Annotated in this window: 19 protein-coding genes; 14 read left to right on the top strand and 5 right to left on the bottom strand. The window is 48.9% G+C overall.

Translation table 11 applies throughout. From position 1 onward, the window contains the following. Nucleotides 1-391: 391 nt before the first annotated feature. Nucleotides 392-1,279, bottom strand: a complete 888-nt coding sequence (locus tag ACYVSB_RS07825) for an RluA family pseudouridine synthase (protein WP_461219028.1) — start codon at nt 1,277-1,279, stop codon at nt 392-394. A 141-nt stretch (nt 1,280-1,420) separates the two neighbouring features. Between ACYVSB_RS07825 and ACYVSB_RS07820 the strand changes: the two genes are divergently transcribed. The 3 genes from ACYVSB_RS07820 to ACYVSB_RS07810 all read left to right on the top strand — a co-directional run bounded on the left by ACYVSB_RS07820 (nt 1,421) and on the right by ACYVSB_RS07810 (nt 4,937). Continuing rightward, entirely contained in the window at nt 1,421-3,541 is a 2,121-nt protein-coding gene (locus tag ACYVSB_RS07820; RefSeq protein WP_461219027.1) for a PBP1A family penicillin-binding protein, read from the top strand. Nucleotides 3,542-3,562: 21 nt separating this feature from the next. Next, nucleotides 3,563-3,907 carry a YlbF family regulator gene (locus tag ACYVSB_RS07815; RefSeq protein WP_461219026.1) on the top strand — a complete coding sequence of 115 codons (345 nt, stop codon included), beginning with the start codon at nt 3,563-3,565 and terminating at the stop codon, nt 3,905-3,907. Nucleotides 3,908-3,974: 67 nt separating this feature from the next. Continuing rightward, on the top strand, nt 3,975-4,937 hold the full coding sequence (locus ACYVSB_RS07810) for a 3'-5' exoribonuclease YhaM family protein (RefSeq protein ID WP_461219025.1): 963 nt from the start codon (nt 3,975-3,977) through the stop codon (nt 4,935-4,937). 541 nt (nt 4,938-5,478) lie between these two features. On the opposite strand, the gene ACYVSB_RS07805 is transcribed toward ACYVSB_RS07810, so the two are convergent. From ACYVSB_RS07805 to ACYVSB_RS07795, 3 genes are all read right to left on the bottom strand, one after another. After that, nucleotides 5,479-6,366: a peptidylprolyl isomerase PrsA gene (locus ACYVSB_RS07805; RefSeq protein ID WP_461219066.1), complete on the bottom strand. Its 888-nt coding sequence runs from the start codon at nt 6,364-6,366 to the stop codon at nt 5,479-5,481. 183 nt (nt 6,367-6,549) lie between these two features. Beyond that, nucleotides 6,550-6,951, bottom strand: a complete 402-nt coding sequence (locus tag ACYVSB_RS07800; RefSeq protein WP_461219024.1) for a YtxH domain-containing protein — start codon at nt 6,949-6,951, stop codon at nt 6,550-6,552. Then, a complete protein-coding gene (locus ACYVSB_RS07795) occupies nt 6,952-7,389 on the bottom strand; it encodes an HIT family protein (protein ID WP_461219023.1) in 438 nt (145 codons plus the stop codon). It abuts the gene before it with no gap. A gap of 146 nt (nt 7,390-7,535) precedes the next feature. On the opposite strand from ACYVSB_RS07795, the gene ACYVSB_RS07790 reads away from it, so the two are divergent. Genes ACYVSB_RS07790 through trmB form a run of 3 tightly spaced genes read left to right on the top strand, consistent with a single transcriptional unit; the run spans nt 7,536 to nt 10,170 of the window. Next, on the top strand, nt 7,536-8,270 hold the full coding sequence (locus ACYVSB_RS07790) for an ABC transporter ATP-binding protein (RefSeq protein ID WP_461219022.1): 735 nt from the start codon (nt 7,536-7,538) through the stop codon (nt 8,268-8,270). Continuing rightward, entirely contained in the window at nt 8,263-9,504 is a 1,242-nt protein-coding gene (locus ACYVSB_RS07785; protein WP_461219021.1) for an ABC transporter permease, read from the top strand. Before ACYVSB_RS07790 ends, ACYVSB_RS07785 begins: the two co-directional genes overlap by 8 nt. Beyond that, complete coding sequence (gene trmB, locus ACYVSB_RS07780) at nt 9,505-10,170, top strand: tRNA (guanosine(46)-N7)-methyltransferase TrmB (protein WP_461219020.1); 666 nt, start codon at nt 9,505-9,507, stop codon at nt 10,168-10,170. It abuts the gene before it with no gap. A gap of 78 nt (nt 10,171-10,248) precedes the next feature. Here trmB and ACYVSB_RS07775 read toward each other — a convergent pair whose 3' ends face one another. After that, on the bottom strand, nt 10,249-10,587 hold the full coding sequence (locus ACYVSB_RS07775; RefSeq protein WP_461219019.1) for a hypothetical protein: 339 nt from the start codon (nt 10,585-10,587) through the stop codon (nt 10,249-10,251). 189 nt (nt 10,588-10,776) lie between these two features. On the opposite strand from ACYVSB_RS07775, the gene ACYVSB_RS07770 reads away from it, so the two are divergent. The 8 genes from ACYVSB_RS07770 (at nt 10,777) to coaE (ending at nt 18,407) form a co-directional block, all read left to right on the top strand. Further along, the gene (locus tag ACYVSB_RS07770) at nt 10,777-10,944 is read left to right on the top strand and encodes a hypothetical protein (protein WP_461219018.1); all 168 of its coding nucleotides are present in this window, start codon (nt 10,777-10,779) and stop codon (nt 10,942-10,944) included. A 263-nt stretch (nt 10,945-11,207) separates the two neighbouring features. Next, nucleotides 11,208-11,399 carry a hypothetical protein gene (locus ACYVSB_RS07765; protein WP_461219017.1) on the top strand — a complete coding sequence of 64 codons (192 nt, stop codon included), beginning with the start codon at nt 11,208-11,210 and terminating at the stop codon, nt 11,397-11,399. A gap of 164 nt (nt 11,400-11,563) precedes the next feature. Continuing rightward, nucleotides 11,564-11,893, top strand: a complete 330-nt coding sequence (locus ACYVSB_RS07760; protein ID WP_461219016.1) for a thioredoxin family protein — start codon at nt 11,564-11,566, stop codon at nt 11,891-11,893. 166 nt (nt 11,894-12,059) lie between these two features. Beyond that, nucleotides 12,060-12,695: a YtpR family tRNA-binding protein gene (gene ytpR / locus ACYVSB_RS07755; protein WP_461219015.1), complete on the top strand. Its 636-nt coding sequence runs from the start codon at nt 12,060-12,062 to the stop codon at nt 12,693-12,695. 41 nt (nt 12,696-12,736) lie between these two features. Continuing rightward, nucleotides 12,737-14,050, top strand: coding sequence for a UDP-N-acetylmuramate--L-alanine ligase (gene murC / locus ACYVSB_RS07750; protein WP_461219014.1), 1,314 nt, complete (start codon nt 12,737-12,739; stop codon nt 14,048-14,050). Between the two features lie 115 nt (nt 14,051-14,165). Continuing rightward, nucleotides 14,166-16,844 carry a DNA polymerase I gene (gene polA, locus ACYVSB_RS07745; RefSeq protein ID WP_461219013.1) on the top strand — a complete coding sequence of 893 codons (2,679 nt, stop codon included), beginning with the start codon at nt 14,166-14,168 and terminating at the stop codon, nt 16,842-16,844. A gap of 95 nt (nt 16,845-16,939) precedes the next feature. After that, nucleotides 16,940-17,788 carry a DNA-formamidopyrimidine glycosylase gene (gene mutM, locus ACYVSB_RS07740; RefSeq protein ID WP_461219012.1) on the top strand — a complete coding sequence of 283 codons (849 nt, stop codon included), beginning with the start codon at nt 16,940-16,942 and terminating at the stop codon, nt 17,786-17,788. Further along, nucleotides 17,781-18,407, top strand: coding sequence for a dephospho-CoA kinase (gene coaE, locus ACYVSB_RS07735; RefSeq protein ID WP_461219011.1), 627 nt, complete (start codon nt 17,781-17,783; stop codon nt 18,405-18,407). The genes mutM and coaE overlap by 8 nt, the downstream gene beginning before the upstream one ends. Nucleotides 18,408-18,696 lie beyond the last annotated feature (289 nt).

The following is an 18,696-nucleotide window of genomic DNA, read 5'->3' as shown; positions in this document are numbered from 1 at the left end:
TGTTCCGGCCATGCCGGGACAACGCTTTTTTTTGATAAAGGAGTGCGGAGAGGTGCGGTTAGACCGTGAGCATTAATCTATCTGATTGACTAAGCTGCGCAGCAGATTGGGCAAGCAGATACTTTAAGGCGCAGCGGTCTGCACCGCGCAGCACGTTTCAAAACAGAGTGCGGAACGCAACGGGTTGACTTTGAGTATTAGCTTAGCAAGAATTTTTGAAGCAGGCCTAGCTTTTCAGAAGCCTTGCGTAGCTAGGCACAGAAAGCAGCCTTGCGCAGCACGTTAAAAAAAGGCAGCCGGGTCGCGGCTGCCTTTTCTGCATAAAGATTGTGGTCCGCTGGGTCATTGGTCATCGCGGCGGCGCCTGGCGGTATTGGCTTGATCGCTAGGGTCAATTCAAATCACCTGTCGGGAAATAGGTGGGCAATGGGGCAGTGACGGTCACCAAGTTAGCGCTAAATGGTTGGTAGAAATGGAGCTGGGCACCGTGAAGCAGCATGGGCGCTTGCGGGTCGGCCTGGGGGTCATACAGGGGGTCGTTGATGATCGGATGCCCCAGCGCCGCCAAATGGACTCGCAGTTGGTGAGTGCGTCCCGTGGTCAACTGCAAGGCAACCAGGCTTCGGTGCTCTTGATAACACTGGACTTGATAATTAGTTTGGGCGGGGAGTCCGGTTTTGAAATCAATCTGACGTTTCCGGCGATCAAGCGGATCTAAGCCAATTGGCAAGTCGATCGTCCCTGTTTGCGGCAGTTGATGCTGGTCGTGGACCCAGGCCAGATAGTCGCGCCCCATGGTTTTCAGACTGAGTTGACGATTGAAGATGGGCACCACCGCTGGGCTGGTGGCGACCAGTAAGGCGCCGCTGGTTTGTTGATCTAAACGATGGACCATGAGTGGTGGCACCGTTAGTTGTTGGCTGAGGATGTTCAAGACGCTCCCAGTTTCGGTGGGCTTATTGGGATGGGTCTTCAGCCCACTAGGCTTGTTGACGATCACGGTCGTTTCATCCTGGTAAAGTAGGGGGAGGTGCCCCAGACTTGGCCGATAAGGTTGCGTCTCTGCGGCCAGGAAATCGAAGTTCAAACTGATTTGATCGCCGGGACCGACTAGCTCATTGAAGTAGCGGTAACACCCATTGACTTGGACTTTCTGACCGACACGCAAGAGGTGCTGCCACTTCCAAGGAATCAGCCAATCCTGTAAGAGTTGACGCAGGGCCACGGCCGGTTGCGTTGCGGGTAGGATCATATTGAAATAATTAACGGGTGCGCTCAAAATCAGGATCACCTTTCTGGTTTGTTTGACCACCAATGATCCCAAGCCGCAGGAATGCTAAAAAAGCATTAAATGCGGCGCCAGCCTGATGGAATTTCTTGGTTTCATGGTAAAATATGGATTATTGGTGGTTGATAAATAATGAAACGTAAACACGGGACAAAAGAGGCCAAAACGCCGCGACAGCCAGAGGGTAGTCGTTTTTGGCAAGGTTTTCGCAGGTGGTGGCATCGTTGGGAATTAACGCGCTGGTTGCTGTTGATTTTATTAACGGCCTTTTTGTCATTATCCGCTTTTTACACGGTCAAAGCAAAGGTAGCCGATGTGGAGAGTCTGAAAGCCTCCTTGAAGCAAACGCGCTCGACGGTCTATGATCAAAATCAGAAAGTTGCTGGCACATTATACTCGCAAAAAGGGACTTTCGTGGAACTCAACGCAATTTCGAAGCATGTGCAAAACGCCGTCATTTCTACCGAGGACCGCTCGTTTTATCGTAACTTGGGCTTTAGCATCAAAGGAATCGCGCGCTCGGCGCTGAATTATGTGATCCATCATGGCCAGATCATGGGTGGCGGCAGTACGATCACCCAACAGCTGGCCAAGAATATGTTGCTGTCGCAGCGCCAGACGCTAAGTCGAAAAATGGCCGAGATTTTCCTCGCTGTAGAAATCAATCGTGTTTATAGCAAAGCTGACGTTCTGACGATGTACTTGAATAACGCCTATTTTGGCAACGGTGTTTGGGGCGTGCAAGATGCTTCGCGCCGTTATTTCGGGCGCAATGCCAGTGATTTAACGGTGGCTCAGGGCGCGACTTTGGCGGCGATGCTGCGTAACCCCACCTTCTATGATCCAATCAAGCAACCGAAGAACGCAGTCAGTCGGCGCAATCTGGTGCTAGATTTGGAGACCCAGACTAACATGTTGACGGCCAGCCAGGCAGCGCAAGCCAAGCAAGAACAATTGGTGATCACCAATACTTATCAACAAAGTAATGGCTATCAATATCCGTACTATTTCGATGCGGTGATCAGCGAGGCAATCAATGATTACGGACTTTCGGAAACGGATATCTTGAATAAGGGTTATAAGATCTACACCAGCTTGGATCAGAACTATCAGACCCAGATGCAACAAGCTTACGATCAAAGCTGGGCCTTTCCAGCAAACGCCGCAGATGGGACCATCGCTCAATCCGGTTCAATTGCCTTGGAGCCGGCGACTGGTGGCGTCGTGGCCGTGGTTGGTCGCCGCGGTGATCATGCCTTTCGGAGTTATAATTATGCCACGATGGCCAAACGTCAACCTGGATCGACCATCAAGCCACTAGCGGTTTACGCGCCGGCCTTGGCCAATGGTTATCATTATGATTCAACTTTGACGGATAAGGATATGACTTTTGGCAAAAATAAATATCATCCCACCAATGCGGACAATCAATATTTGGGTCAGGTGCCCATGTATCAGGCGTTGGCGCAAAGCCGCAATGTCCCAGCTGTTTGGTTATTGGATCAGATCGGCGTTAATAAAGGGGTCGATTCGGTGGAGAAGTTCGGCATTAAAGTCGATGCGGCCGACGCGAACTTGGCGCTGGCTTTAGGGGGGCTGTCTACGGGGGTTTCGCCGCTGCAAATGGCTCAGGCCTACACGGCTTTCGCTAATCAAGGCCGCATGACCAGCGCCCATTTTATCACGAAAATCGTGGATGCCACTGGCGCTGTTATTGTGGATAATACTAAGACGAAATCACGGACAATCATGAGCGCCAATAACGCGAAAATCATGACCAGCATGTTACTAGGGGTCTTCAACGAGGGGACCGGGCAAAGCGCCAAGCCTGCGGGATATGCGGTGGCTGGCAAAACCGGTAGCACTGAGGTTCCTCGAAGTTATGGTTATGGCACCAAAGACCAATGGATCGTTGGTTATACCCCAGATATTGTTGTCGCGACTTGGGTTGGTTTTGATAAAACCGACGCCAGCCATTTTCTCCAGGGAACCAGCAGTCAAGGCGCTGCCGCGATTTTCAAACTGGAAATGACCAAGATGTTGGCTTATAGTCCGAAAACCAGTTTCGGCACGGATGACGCGGCCAGTATCGCTAAGCAGAAGGAGGACACGACGACCGGTAGCGCTGATTGGTTTGATGATCTGCAAAGCGGTTTGAATGATACCTGGGAAAAAGCAAAAGATGGTCTGGGAAACGCGAAGAATAACCTCGATCAATGGTATAATAATCTCAAAGGTCTTTTCGGCCAATAAATCAGCAAAAGGAGTCTTACAATGAACCCCAATATTTATGACAACGCTAACGAAATGGCAACAGTTTTGCGCAAAACGCAGCAATTCACCGCGCTCCAAGCAGGTTTTGGCAAACTAAAAGCTGATCCGATCGCTTATGGACTGTTCCAACAAATGCAACAAATGCAAATGGAACTGAGCCAGAAACAAATGTCAGGTCAAGAACCTGGTGAAGAAGACATTAAGAAAATGCAAGACTTGAGTGCTCAATTGATGAAAATCGATGTGGTCATGGCTTTAATGGAAAATGAACGGGCGATGAATGATTTGATGGACGAAATCAACCAAATCGTGTCCAAACCGATCACTGATCTTTATCGCGGCTAAGCCAGCAGTTGGAAGTGAGCCACTATCTGAACGTTTTTTCCAGATAGGCGAAGGAGGCTAATGGCACGTGACAGTACATTTAAGTGACTTAAAAACCGGTGAATCTTTTAATATTGTGGCTTTGATCAAGCAAGCGGATGTCCGGATCGCCAAAAACGGCAAGCGTTTCATTTCGCTGACTTTTCAGGATCGAACCGGTGATATTTCTGGGATGCTTTGGGATGCTCATGATGAGGATATCGCCCAGTATAGCAGTGGGCAGATCGTCCATTTGTCCGGCCAACGGGATTTATATAATGGTCAACCTCAGGTGAAAATCACCGGATTGCATTTGGCGAAAGCTAGCGAAGGTTTTCAGGTGGGCCAATTCACCACGCAGGCGCCGCTAACTGCGGAACAAATGGCGACGGAGATCAATCAGGAAGTTTTCAATATCGACAACGCGAAATGGAATCGGATCGTCCGCTTTCTGTTGCAGAAGCATCAGGCAGCTTTTTATCAGCATCCCGCCGCTAAAAGCAATCACCATGATTTCGCCGGCGGATTAGCGTTCCACACCTTGAGTATGATGCGATTAGCCAAACAGATCAGCCAACAATATCCGCAGATCAACTATGCCTTGCTATTATCAGGGGTGCTGTTGCACGACTTAGGCAAGACCATTGAGCTTAGTGGTCCCGTCGGCACAGAATATACGTTACCTGGTAATTTGATTGGCCATATCGTGCTGATCGATGAGGAAATCGTCTTGGCCTGCACGGCGCTGAAGATCGATCCCGCTGACGAAGATGTGATGCTTTTGCGTCATGTGGTTTTGGCGCATCACGGGTTGCTCGAATATGGTTCTCCTGAGCGGCCTAAACTATTGGAAGCCGAAGTGTTGCATAGTATTGATGAGATGGACGCTTCGATCAACATGATCACCAAGGCGCTGACCAAGACCGCGCCCGGTGAGTTTAGCGAGCGCATTTTCGGGCTGGATAATCGCCGTTTCTATCGACCTACGAGCCAAGCGGATATTCATCTTTAGGCTGCTAAGGACCAGATGGAAATCACCAACAGACAAATACGGCCTTCAGCATCTTCACGCTGAAGGCCGTTTTTAGTTGTGATATCTTCGCGCTAGTCAGGTGTGGGTGCTAATTGTTGTGGCTAGACCGATTTGCTGCAATGGTCGTTTTTGAGTAAAATGAAACAGCGTCAAACTGAGGTTAGACGCTGCCAGCCAAGATTATGGATGATGGATAATTGACGGAAAAATCTTGACAAGTTATTTATACCACAAAAAGGGTAGCATTTGTTACGTCCTGCGCTTAATTTTCGTTCCCTCAGCGTGCCTAGAAATGAAATGAATAACCAAAGAGGGCTAAGAAAGCGCTTTATAAATGGCCGCGTACATGATTAGCTCGCCAAGTTTATTTGATATTTTTTCAATAATTTTAGCGGATGCCGTGGATTGGATGCCGGCTGGAGCGCCGCAGGTAATCAGATGGGTTCACAGTCGCAAAGGAAATCAAAAAAACAGGCCGAAGAAACGACCTGTTTTTGAAATTGACTGATGATTGATCAGCTTATTTTGAAGATGAGCTGGATGAGCTGCTAACGTAGGTTGACAAGACGTTTTGCAAATCCTTGTCCTTAATGTCAACGTTGGCTTTCTTGATAACCTTGGCCAAAATTTGTTGCATGACCGTGGAATCAGATAACCAAGTGGTATAAATCTGTTCTTTCAGATCTTTCGTGTGGTCAGCCATCTTACCTTTACCAGGGTTCTTGATCATCTTGATGATGTGGTAGCCGTATGAAGTCTTGACCGGTGTTTCGGTATACTTGCCTTGGGCTAACTTGAAGGCCGCTGCCTTGAAAGTGCTGTCCAATGAAGTGTCCGTGTTGTCAAAGGCGGTTAATTTGCCACCGTCTGACTTCGTCGCTGTATCCGTGGAATACTTCTTCGCTAACTTAGTGAAATCGCCGCCATCATCCAATTGCTTGATGATATCTTCAGCAGTGGCTTTCTTTTCAACTAAGATGTGAGCAACGGTAACTTTAGGTTCGTAGCTGGCCCATTGTTTCTTCAATTGCTTGTCAGAAACCTTCTTGAGATCCTTCAAAGCAACTTCAGTCAAGAAATTCGTTCGAATATTGTTCTTTAAGTCGGTGGTGGTCATGTTGTTGCTAGCCAAAACGGAAGACAATTGTGAACCGTATGACTTCTTGAACTTCTTATATTCCTTGGTGACCTTATCCTTGGAGACCTTGCTACCATATTGTTGTTCCAACGCCTTGGTAATGATCATCGTTTGCAACGTCGATTGGCCTGAAGAAGACTTCTTCATTTCGTCGTAGAATTCTGACTCGGTGATCTTACCGCCCTTCATGGAAACAACAGTCTTGCTACTGCAGCCTGCTAGTCCCACGACTGCCAGCAAACTAGCGGCCGCTAAAACAAGCTTCTTCATTGATTTTTTCATAATACTGAATCCACATCCTATTCAAAGTCCTAGATAAAAACTCAACACTCTTAGTAATATACCATAATTACCGCGCAAATAAAAACAAACCAGCAAATTTAATGGAATGTTCAAGCCTTTGTGCTAAAAAAATCCAATTCGCCACAAAAACTTCATATTTCGCGGCGGTGGTTACTGCGGTGCGTCTTGGTCAGTCGTTGTCGGGGTTCCCGTCGCGCCGGACAACTGATTCAAATCGGCCTGCAACTGGGTGGTCTCGCGGTCAAGCGCCCGCAAGCGTGGTTGGGCTTGAAATTCAAAATCGGTCATATCTTGTTTGATCGCGCTCACGGTCGGCGCCGCGTTGTCACTGAGCTCTTGATGCAGTCGCTCCAGTGACCGGCGTAATTTGCGCACACTCTGATTGACGTTATCAGTTGCGGTGGTTAAGCCGTTAAGATAGGCGCTAAATTCGTTGCGGCGCTGGGCACCGCTCTTCTTAGAGGTGAGCAGTGCGGTGGTGCCGCCGATCAAGGCGCCCCACAGCAGTCCTTTTCCAAAATTAAGGCGTTTCTTCTGTTTCCGCTGACTCATTTAGGCGTCCTCCTCGGCTAAAGCAGCCTTGATCTTCGCGGCAATCGCCGTTAGACTGGCGTTATCGTACTGATCGGCATTGTTGGCCCAGTGCATCTTGAAGCCATCATCTGTGCTGTAACGCGGCACAAAATGAATATGGGAGTGAAAAACAGATTGATAGGCCAATTCGCCGTTATTATTACAGATATTTAAACCTTGGGCATCAGGAAAAGCGGCCTTCAGCGCTCGGGCGATTTCGGGCACGTGGCCGAAGACGCGCGTAGCCAATTCGCTGTCGTAGGCGTAAATATCAGGAACGTGTTTTTTAGGCACTAAAAGGGTATGACCAGGTGTCACCTGAGAAATATCCAGAAAGGCCAGCACATCCTCATCCTCATAGACTTTGACACTGGGGATCTCCCCGCGAATGATTTTACAAAAAATACAATTATCCAATAGATTCACCTTCAATAATTATGATTGAATATTCCAAACTATCCATTTCATGCTATCATATTAGTAACTAAAAAAATAGTAAGGACCGTTGAAACTCGGATTCTTTGTCCCTACTATCTGCTGGGCTCAAGAAAGGAACTTAAACGATGCTAGAAGTCGCGCACTTAACAGGTGGCTACCAACACTTGAAAATTTTGAATGACGTTAGTTTTTCCGTCAATAACGGGGAAGTTGTCGGATTGATCGGATTGAACGGCGCCGGTAAATCAACCACGATCAAACATATTTTGGGTCTATTACAGCCGTTATCGGGGACGATGACGATCGATGGTCTGCAACAGGCCACCGACTTGGCCGCTTATCGGCAACAGATCGCCTTTGTGCCGGAAACGCCGATCCTCTATCCTGAACTATCCTTACGGGAACACTTGGAATTAACGATTTTGGCCTATCAGTTGGACCCGGCGGCGACTTGGGAACGGGCCAACGCCTTGCTGAGGACCTTCCGTTTAGACCAAATGTTGGATTGGTTTCCCGTTCATTTCTCCAAAGGGATGCAGCAAAAGGTGATGATCGTCAATGCCTTTATGACCGATGCCAGCTTGTTGATCATCGACGAGCCCTTCACCGGCTTAGATCCATTGGCGGTGCATAACTTGCTGGATCTAATCGCCGCGAAAAAGGCCGCTGGTACTGCTGTCTTGATGACCACCCATATTTTGGCGACGGCGCAAGCGCAAGCGGATCGCTTCATCTTGTTGAATCAGGGCCAGATTCGCGCCAGTGGCACTGTGACAGAATTGGCGGCGGATTTCCACGTGACGCCAGATCATTTGGATGATATTTATTTGACAATGGCAAAGGAGAATGGCGATGTCTGATTTTGCGCAAATGTGGGCGCAACGTCGCCGTAAATATCTGGTCAAGCAAAGTAAGTACTTACAGTATGTCTTTAATGACCATTTGATTCTGGCGTTTGTTTTCTTAGCGGGCGCCTTGGCCTACTGGTATAGCAACCAGTTGAAAACAATCAAAACACCATTGACTTGGGCGCCGTTGTTACTCGGTGTGATTCTGATCGCGATGGTGACAGTAGGGCAGTTGTCAACCTTGGTTGTCAATGCGGACCAAGTGTTCTTGTTGCCACGAGAAACAGAAATGAAAACCTATTTGCGCCGGGCCCGCTGGTTCAGTTTGATCTTGCCAGGGGCGTTGATCCTAGCAGTGGGGGTCGTCTTGATGCCTTTCGCTTTGCGCGCGACCAGGTTCGATCTCTTACAGTGGTGGCTCTTGGTGATTACCGTGTTGATTTATAAGGACTTAGATCTTTGGCGCCAATATTTAGCGAGTTTCGCCATTGTGACCGAGAAATTGCAGCGCGATCTGATGGGCGTCGTTTACTTGGGATTATTGCTTAGCCTGGCTTTGGCCTTTCTGCTGTCAAGTTGGTGGGGCCTGCTGGTGGCCATCTTGCTTGAAGTGGGACAGATCTTGGTGCAGCGCCGCTTGTCTTTACAATCGCTAGCCTGGTATCAAGTGATCGCCAAAGAAAACGTTCGCCAGGTCCGGCTTTTACGCTTTTACAATTTGTTTGTGGATGTGCCGGAAATTGGGGGCCACGTGGTGCAACGTCGGTGGCTAGATTCGCTGATCCGTTTCTGGTCCCAACGCCAACCAGGAGCCTACCATTACCTACTGATCCGGGCTTTCCTACGGCGCACCGATTATAGCAATATTTGGTTGCGTTTCGTGGTGATTGGCGCCGTTTTATTGGCGTTGATCAAACAACCGGTACTCTTGCTGATCCTGACGCTGTTGTTCTTATATCTGACTGGCTATCAGCTCCTACCGCTGTACCATCATTTCGATCACAACGCCTTGGTGAAGTTGCTGCCGACCACGGTGAAGCAACGCCAACAGCAGTTTAACGGGGTGTTGGCACCACTTTTAGCGATTGAATGGCTGGTGGATAGTGTGACCATTTTGTTCAGTTTGGGTCTTTCCGGTTTGCCTTGGTCCCTGCTGATTATCGTGGTATCGTTCGCGTTCCTAGTCCTATTTACAAAAATTTACGTACCCCAGCGCCTGAACGCTGGTAAGAAGGGGAAGAAATAAATGCGTCTGCGCAACAAACCCTGGGTGCCAGAATTAATGGCCACCCATCCTGAACTGGTTGTTTCAGCTCAATCTGGCCTGAAGGGGCACTGGGCCCAACGTTTCACGCAACCACAATTGCCGATCCAATTAGAGATCGGTTCCGGTAAAGGCCAGTTCATTATCGGCATGGCTCAGGCTCATCCTGAATTGAATTTCATTGCCATGGAGATCCAAGCCTCGGCGTTAGGCATGATCTTGCAAAAGCAGGTCACCTTACAATTACCGAATCTGCAACTATTCTTGGGCGATGGCGCCGCGGTCACTGAGTATTTTGCGCCCCAGGAAATCAGCAATCTCTACTTGAACTTTTCCGACCCGTGGCCGAAAACAAAACATGCGAAACGCCGTCTGACCTATCCAAGTTTCTTGGCGCAATACCAACAAATTTTGGCGCCAACCGGTCAATTACGTTTCAAGACGGATAATCAAGGCCTGTTCGAATACTCCTTGATCAGCTTGAACGCCAGCGCTTGGCAATTTGATTTCATTTCATTGGATCTACATCGCAGTGAACGCGCGGTGACGAACGTGCAAACAGAATATGAACAGAAATTCGCCGCGAAGGGTCAGGTGATCTACGCCCTGGATGCTCAACCCCAGACAATGGCGGGTACTTCTGAATAATCCAAAAAACCATCACCCATGTTTGTCGAGTGATGGTTTTTGCTTAGCTGTTTGAAGTCGCTTGGTTTTATCCCAGGTCTAGGCGAGGGCTTCTTTTTTCAAATCAAGTAATTCCTTGGTTTTGGCGTCGAAAATAAACTGGTATTGAACCAAACGCTGATTTTCTTCCCGGGTGATCCCGCCGAAGTAAGCCAAGTGACGGTCGCCGCGCCAAGTAATGGTCCGCGGTGTTGCTTCGATCCAAGAACCCTCAATTGGTCCTTCTTTCAAAAACAATGATTTGATTTCATCAAGTAGGCTTTCCGGTAATTGCTTTTCCTTAAAGTGCCAGCTAAAAGCCGCGGCTGCCCCGACCGTTAAGCCACTTGCGAAACCAATCAAGGTATATTTGAGAAATTTCTTCGATGCTTCTGTCATGGTTACTCCCTCACGATCACCAAATTTTTTGCAAAATACTCCTGTAATCACTAGGATACCCCGTTTTGCGGCGAGGGGCAAACAAAATGAGTAAATTCTTTTCGGAATGGCAGGTTTTCATTCTTGATCTTGCGCTTAATTGCGGGATTGGGTGGGTTTAGGTGGTAACGCAACCGGCTGGGACTGCTGTTGCGGACTGGAACGTGGTGGGCATCGTTTGAAGCCAATCCGCAAAAAGCGCGGCTTGTCTTCAAATCGAGCCTTGTCCTAAGCGGCCAAGCCGCCAAGGACAATTTCACCACTGAGCCGCGCAGTCCCAGCCGGTTGCTGGGCAGAATTGAGCTGATCTGCAATTGAAGCGAAGGATTTGACGAAGTGCTTTTGCGAGCAAGAGAGCAAAACAATCGCCCCTTTTTTGGTGGTACGGCGACATCAATTGATGCGGATTATAGCTGGTTGGTACAGTTTGCGTAAGCCAGAAATCTTTACCTGTTCCCTCGACAATTCTTGGGGGAAATCAACAAATTCAGCCGATTCATCTAGAACTTGCCTCAGTTCATCTGACAGACTGAACTGGTGTCGCCAATTTAAAATTTGTAACCTCTAACCACGGTCGTCATTTGCGTGTCACCCCATCAATTGGCAATAGCTTGTCGAATGGCGTGAGTGCTCAAACGGCTGTTAAAACGTTGAGCGGCTGGAGCGGAGAAATTCGGGGTGAGATCGCCGTGTCGTTATTCTTAGCGGCCTTGCCGCTTAGAATAAGGCTCAGCTTTGAGATTTTCGGTGGTTTTCCGAAAAGCTCAAAGTGACGCCCACAGCGAGCTCACCCCGAATTTCGCAGCGCAAGCTGCGGCCGAAATATTTTAGTCAACCAGTCAACCAATCATCAAGAAGAAGCTAATTCAGTTGACGCTTACTAAAAGATAGCATATAGTACAAGTAGTTGAATTGAAACTTTTTTGGAGGCACGATCATGAAGCAATTATCAGAGTTAGCACAACAAGATCTTAAATCAATTACGGCTGAGGGCAAAACAATGCTGTTCTTCACCGCGACTTGGTGTGGCGATTGCCGGTTCATTAAGCCAAGTATGCCTGCCATCGAAGCGGAATACCCCGACATCAATTTCATTGAAGTGGATCGGGATAAATTCATGGATTTGGCCGTTGAATTGAACATTATGGGTATTCCCAGTTTCGTTGCTTATCAAGATGGACAAGAAGTTGGTCGCTTCGTCAACAAGGATCGCAAAACTAAGGCAGAGATTGAAAAATTCATTAATAATCTTGCTTTTGCGATCTAAGACTTTAAAAAAGACCCCATCTAGCTTACAATAATAAACGTGCAACCAAAGCCAGTTGCTTCTGCGTTTTTTGCAGAACTGCTGGCTTTCTGTCGCTAACGACGATATTTTAGTTGCCATTAACAATAAAATAATAACAATAAAAAAATGATGGGAAGTTTTTTGATTGCTGATTACAAGCTATAATCCGGTCGCGTTAGGCGACGTTCTTATTATGACCACTGCTCAGGCGACGGCTTCCGAACAAAAGGCTGTCCGGTTTGGCGATTTGATCCAAATTCAACGCCGTGACAATGACCAAGTTGTTGGTTACAACTTATTTAACGCTTCTAAACATTTGACTGCGTTAGCGGGCTCAGGTCAAGTGACATTAACTGAGGAACAAGTGGCCCAGATCAATCAGTTACTCAGCGCCGCGCAGCAACCCGCGACACTGGAAGCAGACCGCGCGCCAAAATTTGTCGTTGGCCACGTTCTCGAGATGAAGGCGCACCCTGATTCTGATCACCTGCAAATTACGCAAGTTGATGTGGGCCAAGGGGAACCGTTACAGATTGTTTGTGGCGCGCCAAATGTCCAAGCGGGTCAAAAAGTTGTGGTTGCTTTGGTGGGCGCGATGATGCCTAGTGGCAAATTGATTTGGCCTGGGAAACTGCGCGGCGTCGCAAGTTTCGGCATGATCTGCAGTCCGCGGGAATTGGCCTTGGCCAACGCGCCAGCACGGCGGGGCATCATGGTCTTACCTCATGACGCGGTTGTTGGTCAGGCCTTTGATTTTCAGGGGCAGTATCAATTTGCATAAGCGCTACAGCTTTACTAAATTAATTTGACATTAGGGTGAAAATGATGCAAACGAAGAAATACTTTTTTATTGGAATCAAGGGTTCGGGGATGAGCGCGCTGGCCATGGTTGTCCATGACTTAGGTTATCAGGTGGCTGGTTCGGATATTGATCAATACACCTTTACCCAAAAGAATCTGGAAGCGGCGGGCATTCCGATTTATCCGTTCGACCCAGCTAATATTCGCAGCGGCTGGACCTATATTGCCGGGAACGCTTTTCAAGATGATCATCCGGAAATCAAGGCCGCCCATGAATTAGGCGCGGAAGTGATACGTTATCATGATTTTCTGGGCCAATTGATGGGGCAATACACCAGCATCGGGGTCGCGGGGACTCATGGCAAGACCAGCACGACTGGACTGTTGGCTCACGTGCTCAGCGGCGTTGATAAAACGGCGTATTTGATTGGCGACGGTACAGGCAAGGGTGAGGCGGATGCCAAATTCTTCGTCTTTGAGGCTGATGAATATCGGCGACACTTCTTGGCCTATCATCCTGATTATGTGATCATGACCAATGTGGATTTTGACCATCCGGATTATTATCACGATTTGGCCGATGTTTTCAGCGCGTTTGAGCAGGAAGCTCGGCAAACAGCGAAAGGCATTTTCGCTTGGGGTGATGATCCTAGTTTGCGGAAACTTCAGGCGACGGCGCCAATTTACTACTATGGTCTGCAGGATGATGATGATTTCCAAGCCATCAATCTGAAGGAATCACCTGCGGGCTCTGAGTTTGATGTTCGCTATCACGACCAGATCATTGGTCATTTCGTGATTCATTTATATGGGCAACATAGCATTTTGAATAGTTTAGCGGTGATCGGCGTCAGTTATTTGGAAGGCCTGGCAATGGATGAGGTCGCGGCGGAATTGTTGACTTTTGCTGGGGTGAAGCGCCGGTTTGCCGAGAAGCATTTCGGTTCTGTGACAGTCATTGACGATTATGCGCACCATCCGTCCGAAATCAGAGCCACGATTGATTCCGCCCGGCAAAAATACCCAGAGCGTCAATTAGTAGTGGTTTTCCAGCCGCACACCTATTCACGGACGCAGGCGTTGATGCCAGGGTTTGCCGCAAGTTTGGACTTGGCCGATCAGGTTTATTTGACGGAAATCTTCGGTTCGGCGCGGGAACAACAAGGTCAAGTTTCCAGCGCGGATCTTGGCGCGTTGATCAAACATGGCGGTGAAGTGCTACACTTGGATCAAATGCAAACATTGCTGCAATATTCCGACGCGGTGGTCGTTTTTATGGGTGCCGGGGATATTCAAAAGTATGAAACTGTCTATGAGGATCTGCTCAAGAATTAAGAGTGGAAATAAGACGGTGCGGCGTTCCGACTCTGGTTTGGTGGACTTGCGGGTATCTTGACGGTCAAGTCGATCTGGTGCCAGCGTTAACGTGGGAACAAAAGATGGAGGACTGATGACAACGGAAGCACAACCAAATAAATTGCTACTTCTCGATGGAAATAGTTTGGCTTTTCGAGCCTTTTTTGCCCTGCACAACTCGCTGGATCATTTTACAAATAGTCAAGGGCTGCATACCAACGCTATTTATACCTTCAGCAATATGCTGGATTCACTGTTGGCCGCGGAGCAGCCGACCCATGTCTTGGTCGCTTTTGACGCGGGTAAAACAACGTTCCGGACGGAATTGTTTCCCGATTATAAAGGTAATCGCTCGAAAACGCCGACGGAATTCGCGGAACAATTGCCTTATATCAATCAACTGTTGGATGCCTATGGTTTGACGCATTATCAGCTACCGAACTATGAAGCTGATGATATTATTGGCACGCTGGCGCAAGCTGCCGCCGACAAAATGCCGGTAACGGTGGTGACCGGAGATCGGGACCTAACCCAGTTGACCACGGCCAACACCACGGTTAAAGTCACAATCAAAGGTGTTAATGAGTTGGAAACCTATACCCCAGAGCACGTCCGGGAGAAACTGGGGATCGATCCTGAACAAATCGTTGATCTCAAGGGATTGATGGGCGACACCTCTGATAATTACCCCGGGGTGACCAAAGTTGGGGAGAAGACCGCGCTGAAACTTCTAACTCAATATGGTTCAATCGCCGGCTTGTACGAGCACGTCGCAGAAATGAAGCCCAGCAAGTTGAAAGAAAACCTGATCAATGATCAGCAGGCGGCGCTGATGTCGCAAACGTTGGCGCGCATCAACACGGACGCGCCGTTGACAATCGATTTGGCGGCAACGAATCGGCGGCCGGTAGATCAGGCGGCGTTGATCGCGTTCTATCAAGAGATGGATTTCAAGTCGAAATTAGCCAAAATGGATTTGGGCGATTTAGCGGATGAAAATGAAGCCGACGCGGCGGAAACACCGATCAAGTTGGTCGAGTTGACGCGGGCTAATTTAGCGACCGCCTTGGCCAATGAGGAACCTCGCGCTTTTGATTTGGATATTCTGGGCGACAACTATCACGTTGACACGCCAGTAGGCTTTGCCCTGGGCACGCCACAGCAATGGTATTACAGCGATGATCTTAGTTTGTTGCAGGAACCCGCCCTGAGTCAGTGGCTGGCTGATAAAAATCAGCTCAAATATGTTTTCGACAGTAAGAAGACAGATGTTTTGCTGGCCCGACTTGATCTGAACATTGCGGGCATGAGTTTTGATCTTTTATTGGTTTCATATTTGTTGAACACGTTTGATAATAGCAATGATTTAGGCGTGATTGCGCATCTTCACGGTTACACCGGCGTCCAAACTGATTTGGATGTTTACGGTAAGGGCACCAAGCGGGCGATTCCGACGGATTACACGGTTTTAGGCGAGCATTTAAGTCGAAAGGCGCAGGCTATTTATCAACTTCAGGATCAGTTGACGGAGAAATTACGGGCTAACGATCAGGATCAACTCTATGATGAGATCGAGGCTCCCTTGGCGTTGGTTTTGGCGCAGATGGAGTTGGCGGGGATCACCGTGGATACTCAGCGTCTGAAGGTGATGCAACAGGACTTCAGTCAGACGTTGACAGAAATTGAGACTTTAATCTATCAAGATGCGGGTCACGAATTCAATATCAATTCACCCAAGCAATTAGGGGTGGTGCTCTTTGAAGAGCTCAAACTGCCTGTGATCAAGAAGAATAAAACAGGCTATTCCACTTCGGTTGAAGTTTTGGAACAATTACAGAAGAGCCACCCGATCATTGAGCGGATTCTGACCTATCGGCAAATCTCGAAGTTGCAGTCAACTTATATCAACGGCTTATTGAAAGTGATCCATCCTGATCACAAGGTCCATACGCGTTACTTGCAAACATTGACGCAAACGGGGCGGTTATCGTCAGTTGACCCTAATTTACAAAATATTCCGGTGCGCTTGCCGGAGGGACGCAAGATTCGTCAGGCCTTTGTGCCCAGCCATCCTGATTGGGAGATCTTCTCCAGCGATTATTCCCAGGTGGAATTGCGGGTCCTGGCCCATGTTTCTGGGGATCAGAATATGCAAGCCGCCTTCAAAAACGGGTTGGATATTCATGCCAATACAGCAATGAAGATCTTCGGGCTGACCGATCCAAGCCAAGTAACGCCAGATATGCGGCGTCAGGCGAAGGCCACCAATTTCGGGATTGTTTACGGCATCAGTGATTACGGCTTAGCGAAGAATATTGGAATTTCCCGGCCACAAGCGGCGGCGTTTATCGCGGCTTATTTCGAGCAGTATCCAGATGTTCAAGCGTATATCAAGGAGATTGTAGCGACAGCACGGCAACAAGGCTATGTGGAAACCATCATGCATCGCCGCCGCTATTTGCCGGATATTAACGCGAAGAATTTCAATTTGCGGTCTTTTGCTGAACGAACGGCGATGAATACGCCGATCCAAGGCAGCGCGGCGGATATCATCAAGGTCGCGATGATCAATATGCAGCAGCGCTTGACTCAAGAACACCTACAGGCGAAAATGCTTCTGCAAGTTCATGATGAATTGATTTTCGAAGCGCCAGCAGCGGAAGTCCCGATTTTGGCGAAAATCGTCCCGCAAGTGATGGACTCTGCGGTTAGTTTGGATGTGCCTTTGGTGGTCGATAGCGCCCACGGAGCCACTTGGTATGACGCCAAATAATTTGGGTTGAACGGTTCAAACAGACAAACGGCAGCAATCAGACAAATAGCATCAATCAGACAAATAGCATTAAATGGACAAAGAGGGGGATCATTGTGCCAGAATTACCTGAAGTTGAAACAGTTCGGCGCTCACTGATCACCTTGATCCAAGGCAAGCGGATCAAAACGGTGACGGTGCTCTACCCGAAAATCGTAACGAATGATCAACCGATTTTCGTTGATACGCTGACTGGTCGGCGGGTGGAGACGATCCAACGGCGCGGTAAGTACTTGCTGTTTCGGTTTGACCATGAATTAACGATGGTCAGCCATTTGCGAATGGAAGGTAAATATTTCTTGGAACCAACATCGGCGCCGGCGAACAAGCATGTGCATGTGGTGTTCACGTTTACCGACGGCACCAGTTTGCAGTATCAAGACGTTCGCAAATTTGGACGGATGACCTTGGTGCGGACGGGAACCGAGGACCAGTTATCTGGGATCAAAGCGTTAGGGCCTGAACCACTAGGACCCGACTTTACCGTCGCTGGTTTTTATGCCGGGCTGCAAAAGCATCATAAGGCGTTGAAGCCGACTTTGCTGGATCAGCATGTGGTCACCGGGTTGGGCAATATTTATGTGGATGAGGTCTTGTGGTTAAGCCGGTTGAACCCGTTGCTGCCGGCAGATCAAGTTACCCTGACCCAGGCGCAGACGCTGCACGATCAGATTATCGCGGAATTGAAACAAGCGGTAACCGCTGGTGGCACGAGTATTCGCAGCTATGTTGACGCTAATGGCCATCAAGGTCATTTTCAGTTCGCGCTCCACGTTTATGGTCATGAAGATGATCCGTGCCCGCGGTGTCAAACTCCGATCAAGAAAGTCAAAGTCGGTGGTCGAGGCACGCATTTCTGTCCGCAGTGCCAGCCACTCCCCCAGGGGGTTGTGCTTGATGGCTGAGCTAGGCACGAAAGTTTTGGGAATTACCGGAGGGATTGCTTCCGGGAAATCGGCGGTCGCGACTTGCTTCGTCAACTGGGGCGCTTACTTGGTGGATGCTGATCAAATCGCACACGAAATCCTGGCGCCTGATTCACCAGGCTTAGCGGCAGTTCAAGCCCAATTTGGTCCGGCATATTTGCGGGCGGATGGCAGTTTGGATCGGGCCAAATTAGGCCAATTGGTTTTCAGTGATCCCCAAGCGCTGGCGCAGTTGAATCAACTGACGCAACCGCTGATCCGCACCGCGATTATGGCGGCGATCGCGCGTGGCCGAGACAGCAGCGCGCCGTTAGTGGTGGCAGAGATTCCTTTATTGATCGAGGAGAATTATCAAACGCTTTGTGATGGCATTCTGGTGGCGGATCTGCCCGAGGCGCTGCAATTGGCACGGGTGCAAAAGCGTGACGGTCTCACTAAGGCGGCGGCCCAAGCCCGGCTTGCCGCGCAAATCGGGCGCACTCAGCGGCTAGCTGCCGCGGATTTCATCTTGGATACTAGCCATGACTTGGCTACTCTGACCGCCAACTTTCAGCGTTTTATCCGTAGCGCCGCGTTTCAGTCGTGGTTACGCTCCTAAGATTAAGCGCAAGTCTAATTCTGAGCCGACTTGGGCGCTAGCAAGTTGGCCTGCTCTGCCTAATAATATGCGACAATCAATCTTGAATGGTCTTGGGGCCGTTCGAGATTTTTTTGCTGGTCCGCGGCGTTGGTGAGGCAAACAGCCGCCTGTCAGCAAGTGAAATCCCGGGATGGAAATTGGTTTCACCGCGGGTTTAAGGTATAATATAAAGCATAGCAAATGCGCTTGATTTAGTCGGGGGAACTGAAACCTCTGCGGTCAAGGTTAACGAAATTATTAAAGAGGT

Source organism: Lapidilactobacillus salsurivasis, assembly GCF_054785215.1.
This window is presented reverse-complemented; position numbering and strand designations above follow the sequence as displayed.

Bases quoted from the DNA above. Each gene is read 5' to 3' on its own strand.
- ACYVSB_RS07760 (WP_461219016.1), top strand. From the start codon at position 11,564: ATGAAGCAATTATCAGAGTTAGCACAACAAGATCTTAAATCAATTACG.
- ACYVSB_RS07805 (WP_461219066.1), bottom strand. From the start codon at position 6,366: ATGAAGAAGCTTGTTTTAGCGGCCGCTAGTTTGCTGGCAGTCGTGGGA.
- ACYVSB_RS07800 (WP_461219024.1), bottom strand. From the start codon at position 6,951: ATGAGTCAGCGGAAACAGAAGAAACGCCTTAATTTTGGAAAAGGACTG.
- ACYVSB_RS07775 (WP_461219019.1), bottom strand. From the start codon at position 10,587: ATGACAGAAGCATCGAAGAAATTTCTCAAATATACCTTGATTGGTTTC.
- murC (WP_461219014.1), top strand. From the start codon at position 12,737: ATGATGCAAACGAAGAAATACTTTTTTATTGGAATCAAGGGTTCGGGG.
- coaE (WP_461219011.1), top strand. From the start codon at position 17,781: ATGGCTGAGCTAGGCACGAAAGTTTTGGGAATTACCGGAGGGATTGCT.
- ACYVSB_RS07790 (WP_461219022.1), top strand. From the start codon at position 7,536: ATGCTAGAAGTCGCGCACTTAACAGGTGGCTACCAACACTTGAAAATT.
- trmB (WP_461219020.1), top strand. From the start codon at position 9,505: ATGCGTCTGCGCAACAAACCCTGGGTGCCAGAATTAATGGCCACCCAT.
- ACYVSB_RS07785 (WP_461219021.1), top strand. From the start codon at position 8,263: ATGTCTGATTTTGCGCAAATGTGGGCGCAACGTCGCCGTAAATATCTG.
- ACYVSB_RS07820 (WP_461219027.1), top strand. From the start codon at position 1,421: ATGAAACGTAAACACGGGACAAAAGAGGCCAAAACGCCGCGACAGCCA.
- ACYVSB_RS07815 (WP_461219026.1), top strand. From the start codon at position 3,563: ATGAACCCCAATATTTATGACAACGCTAACGAAATGGCAACAGTTTTG.
- polA (WP_461219013.1), top strand. From the start codon at position 14,166: ATGACAACGGAAGCACAACCAAATAAATTGCTACTTCTCGATGGAAAT.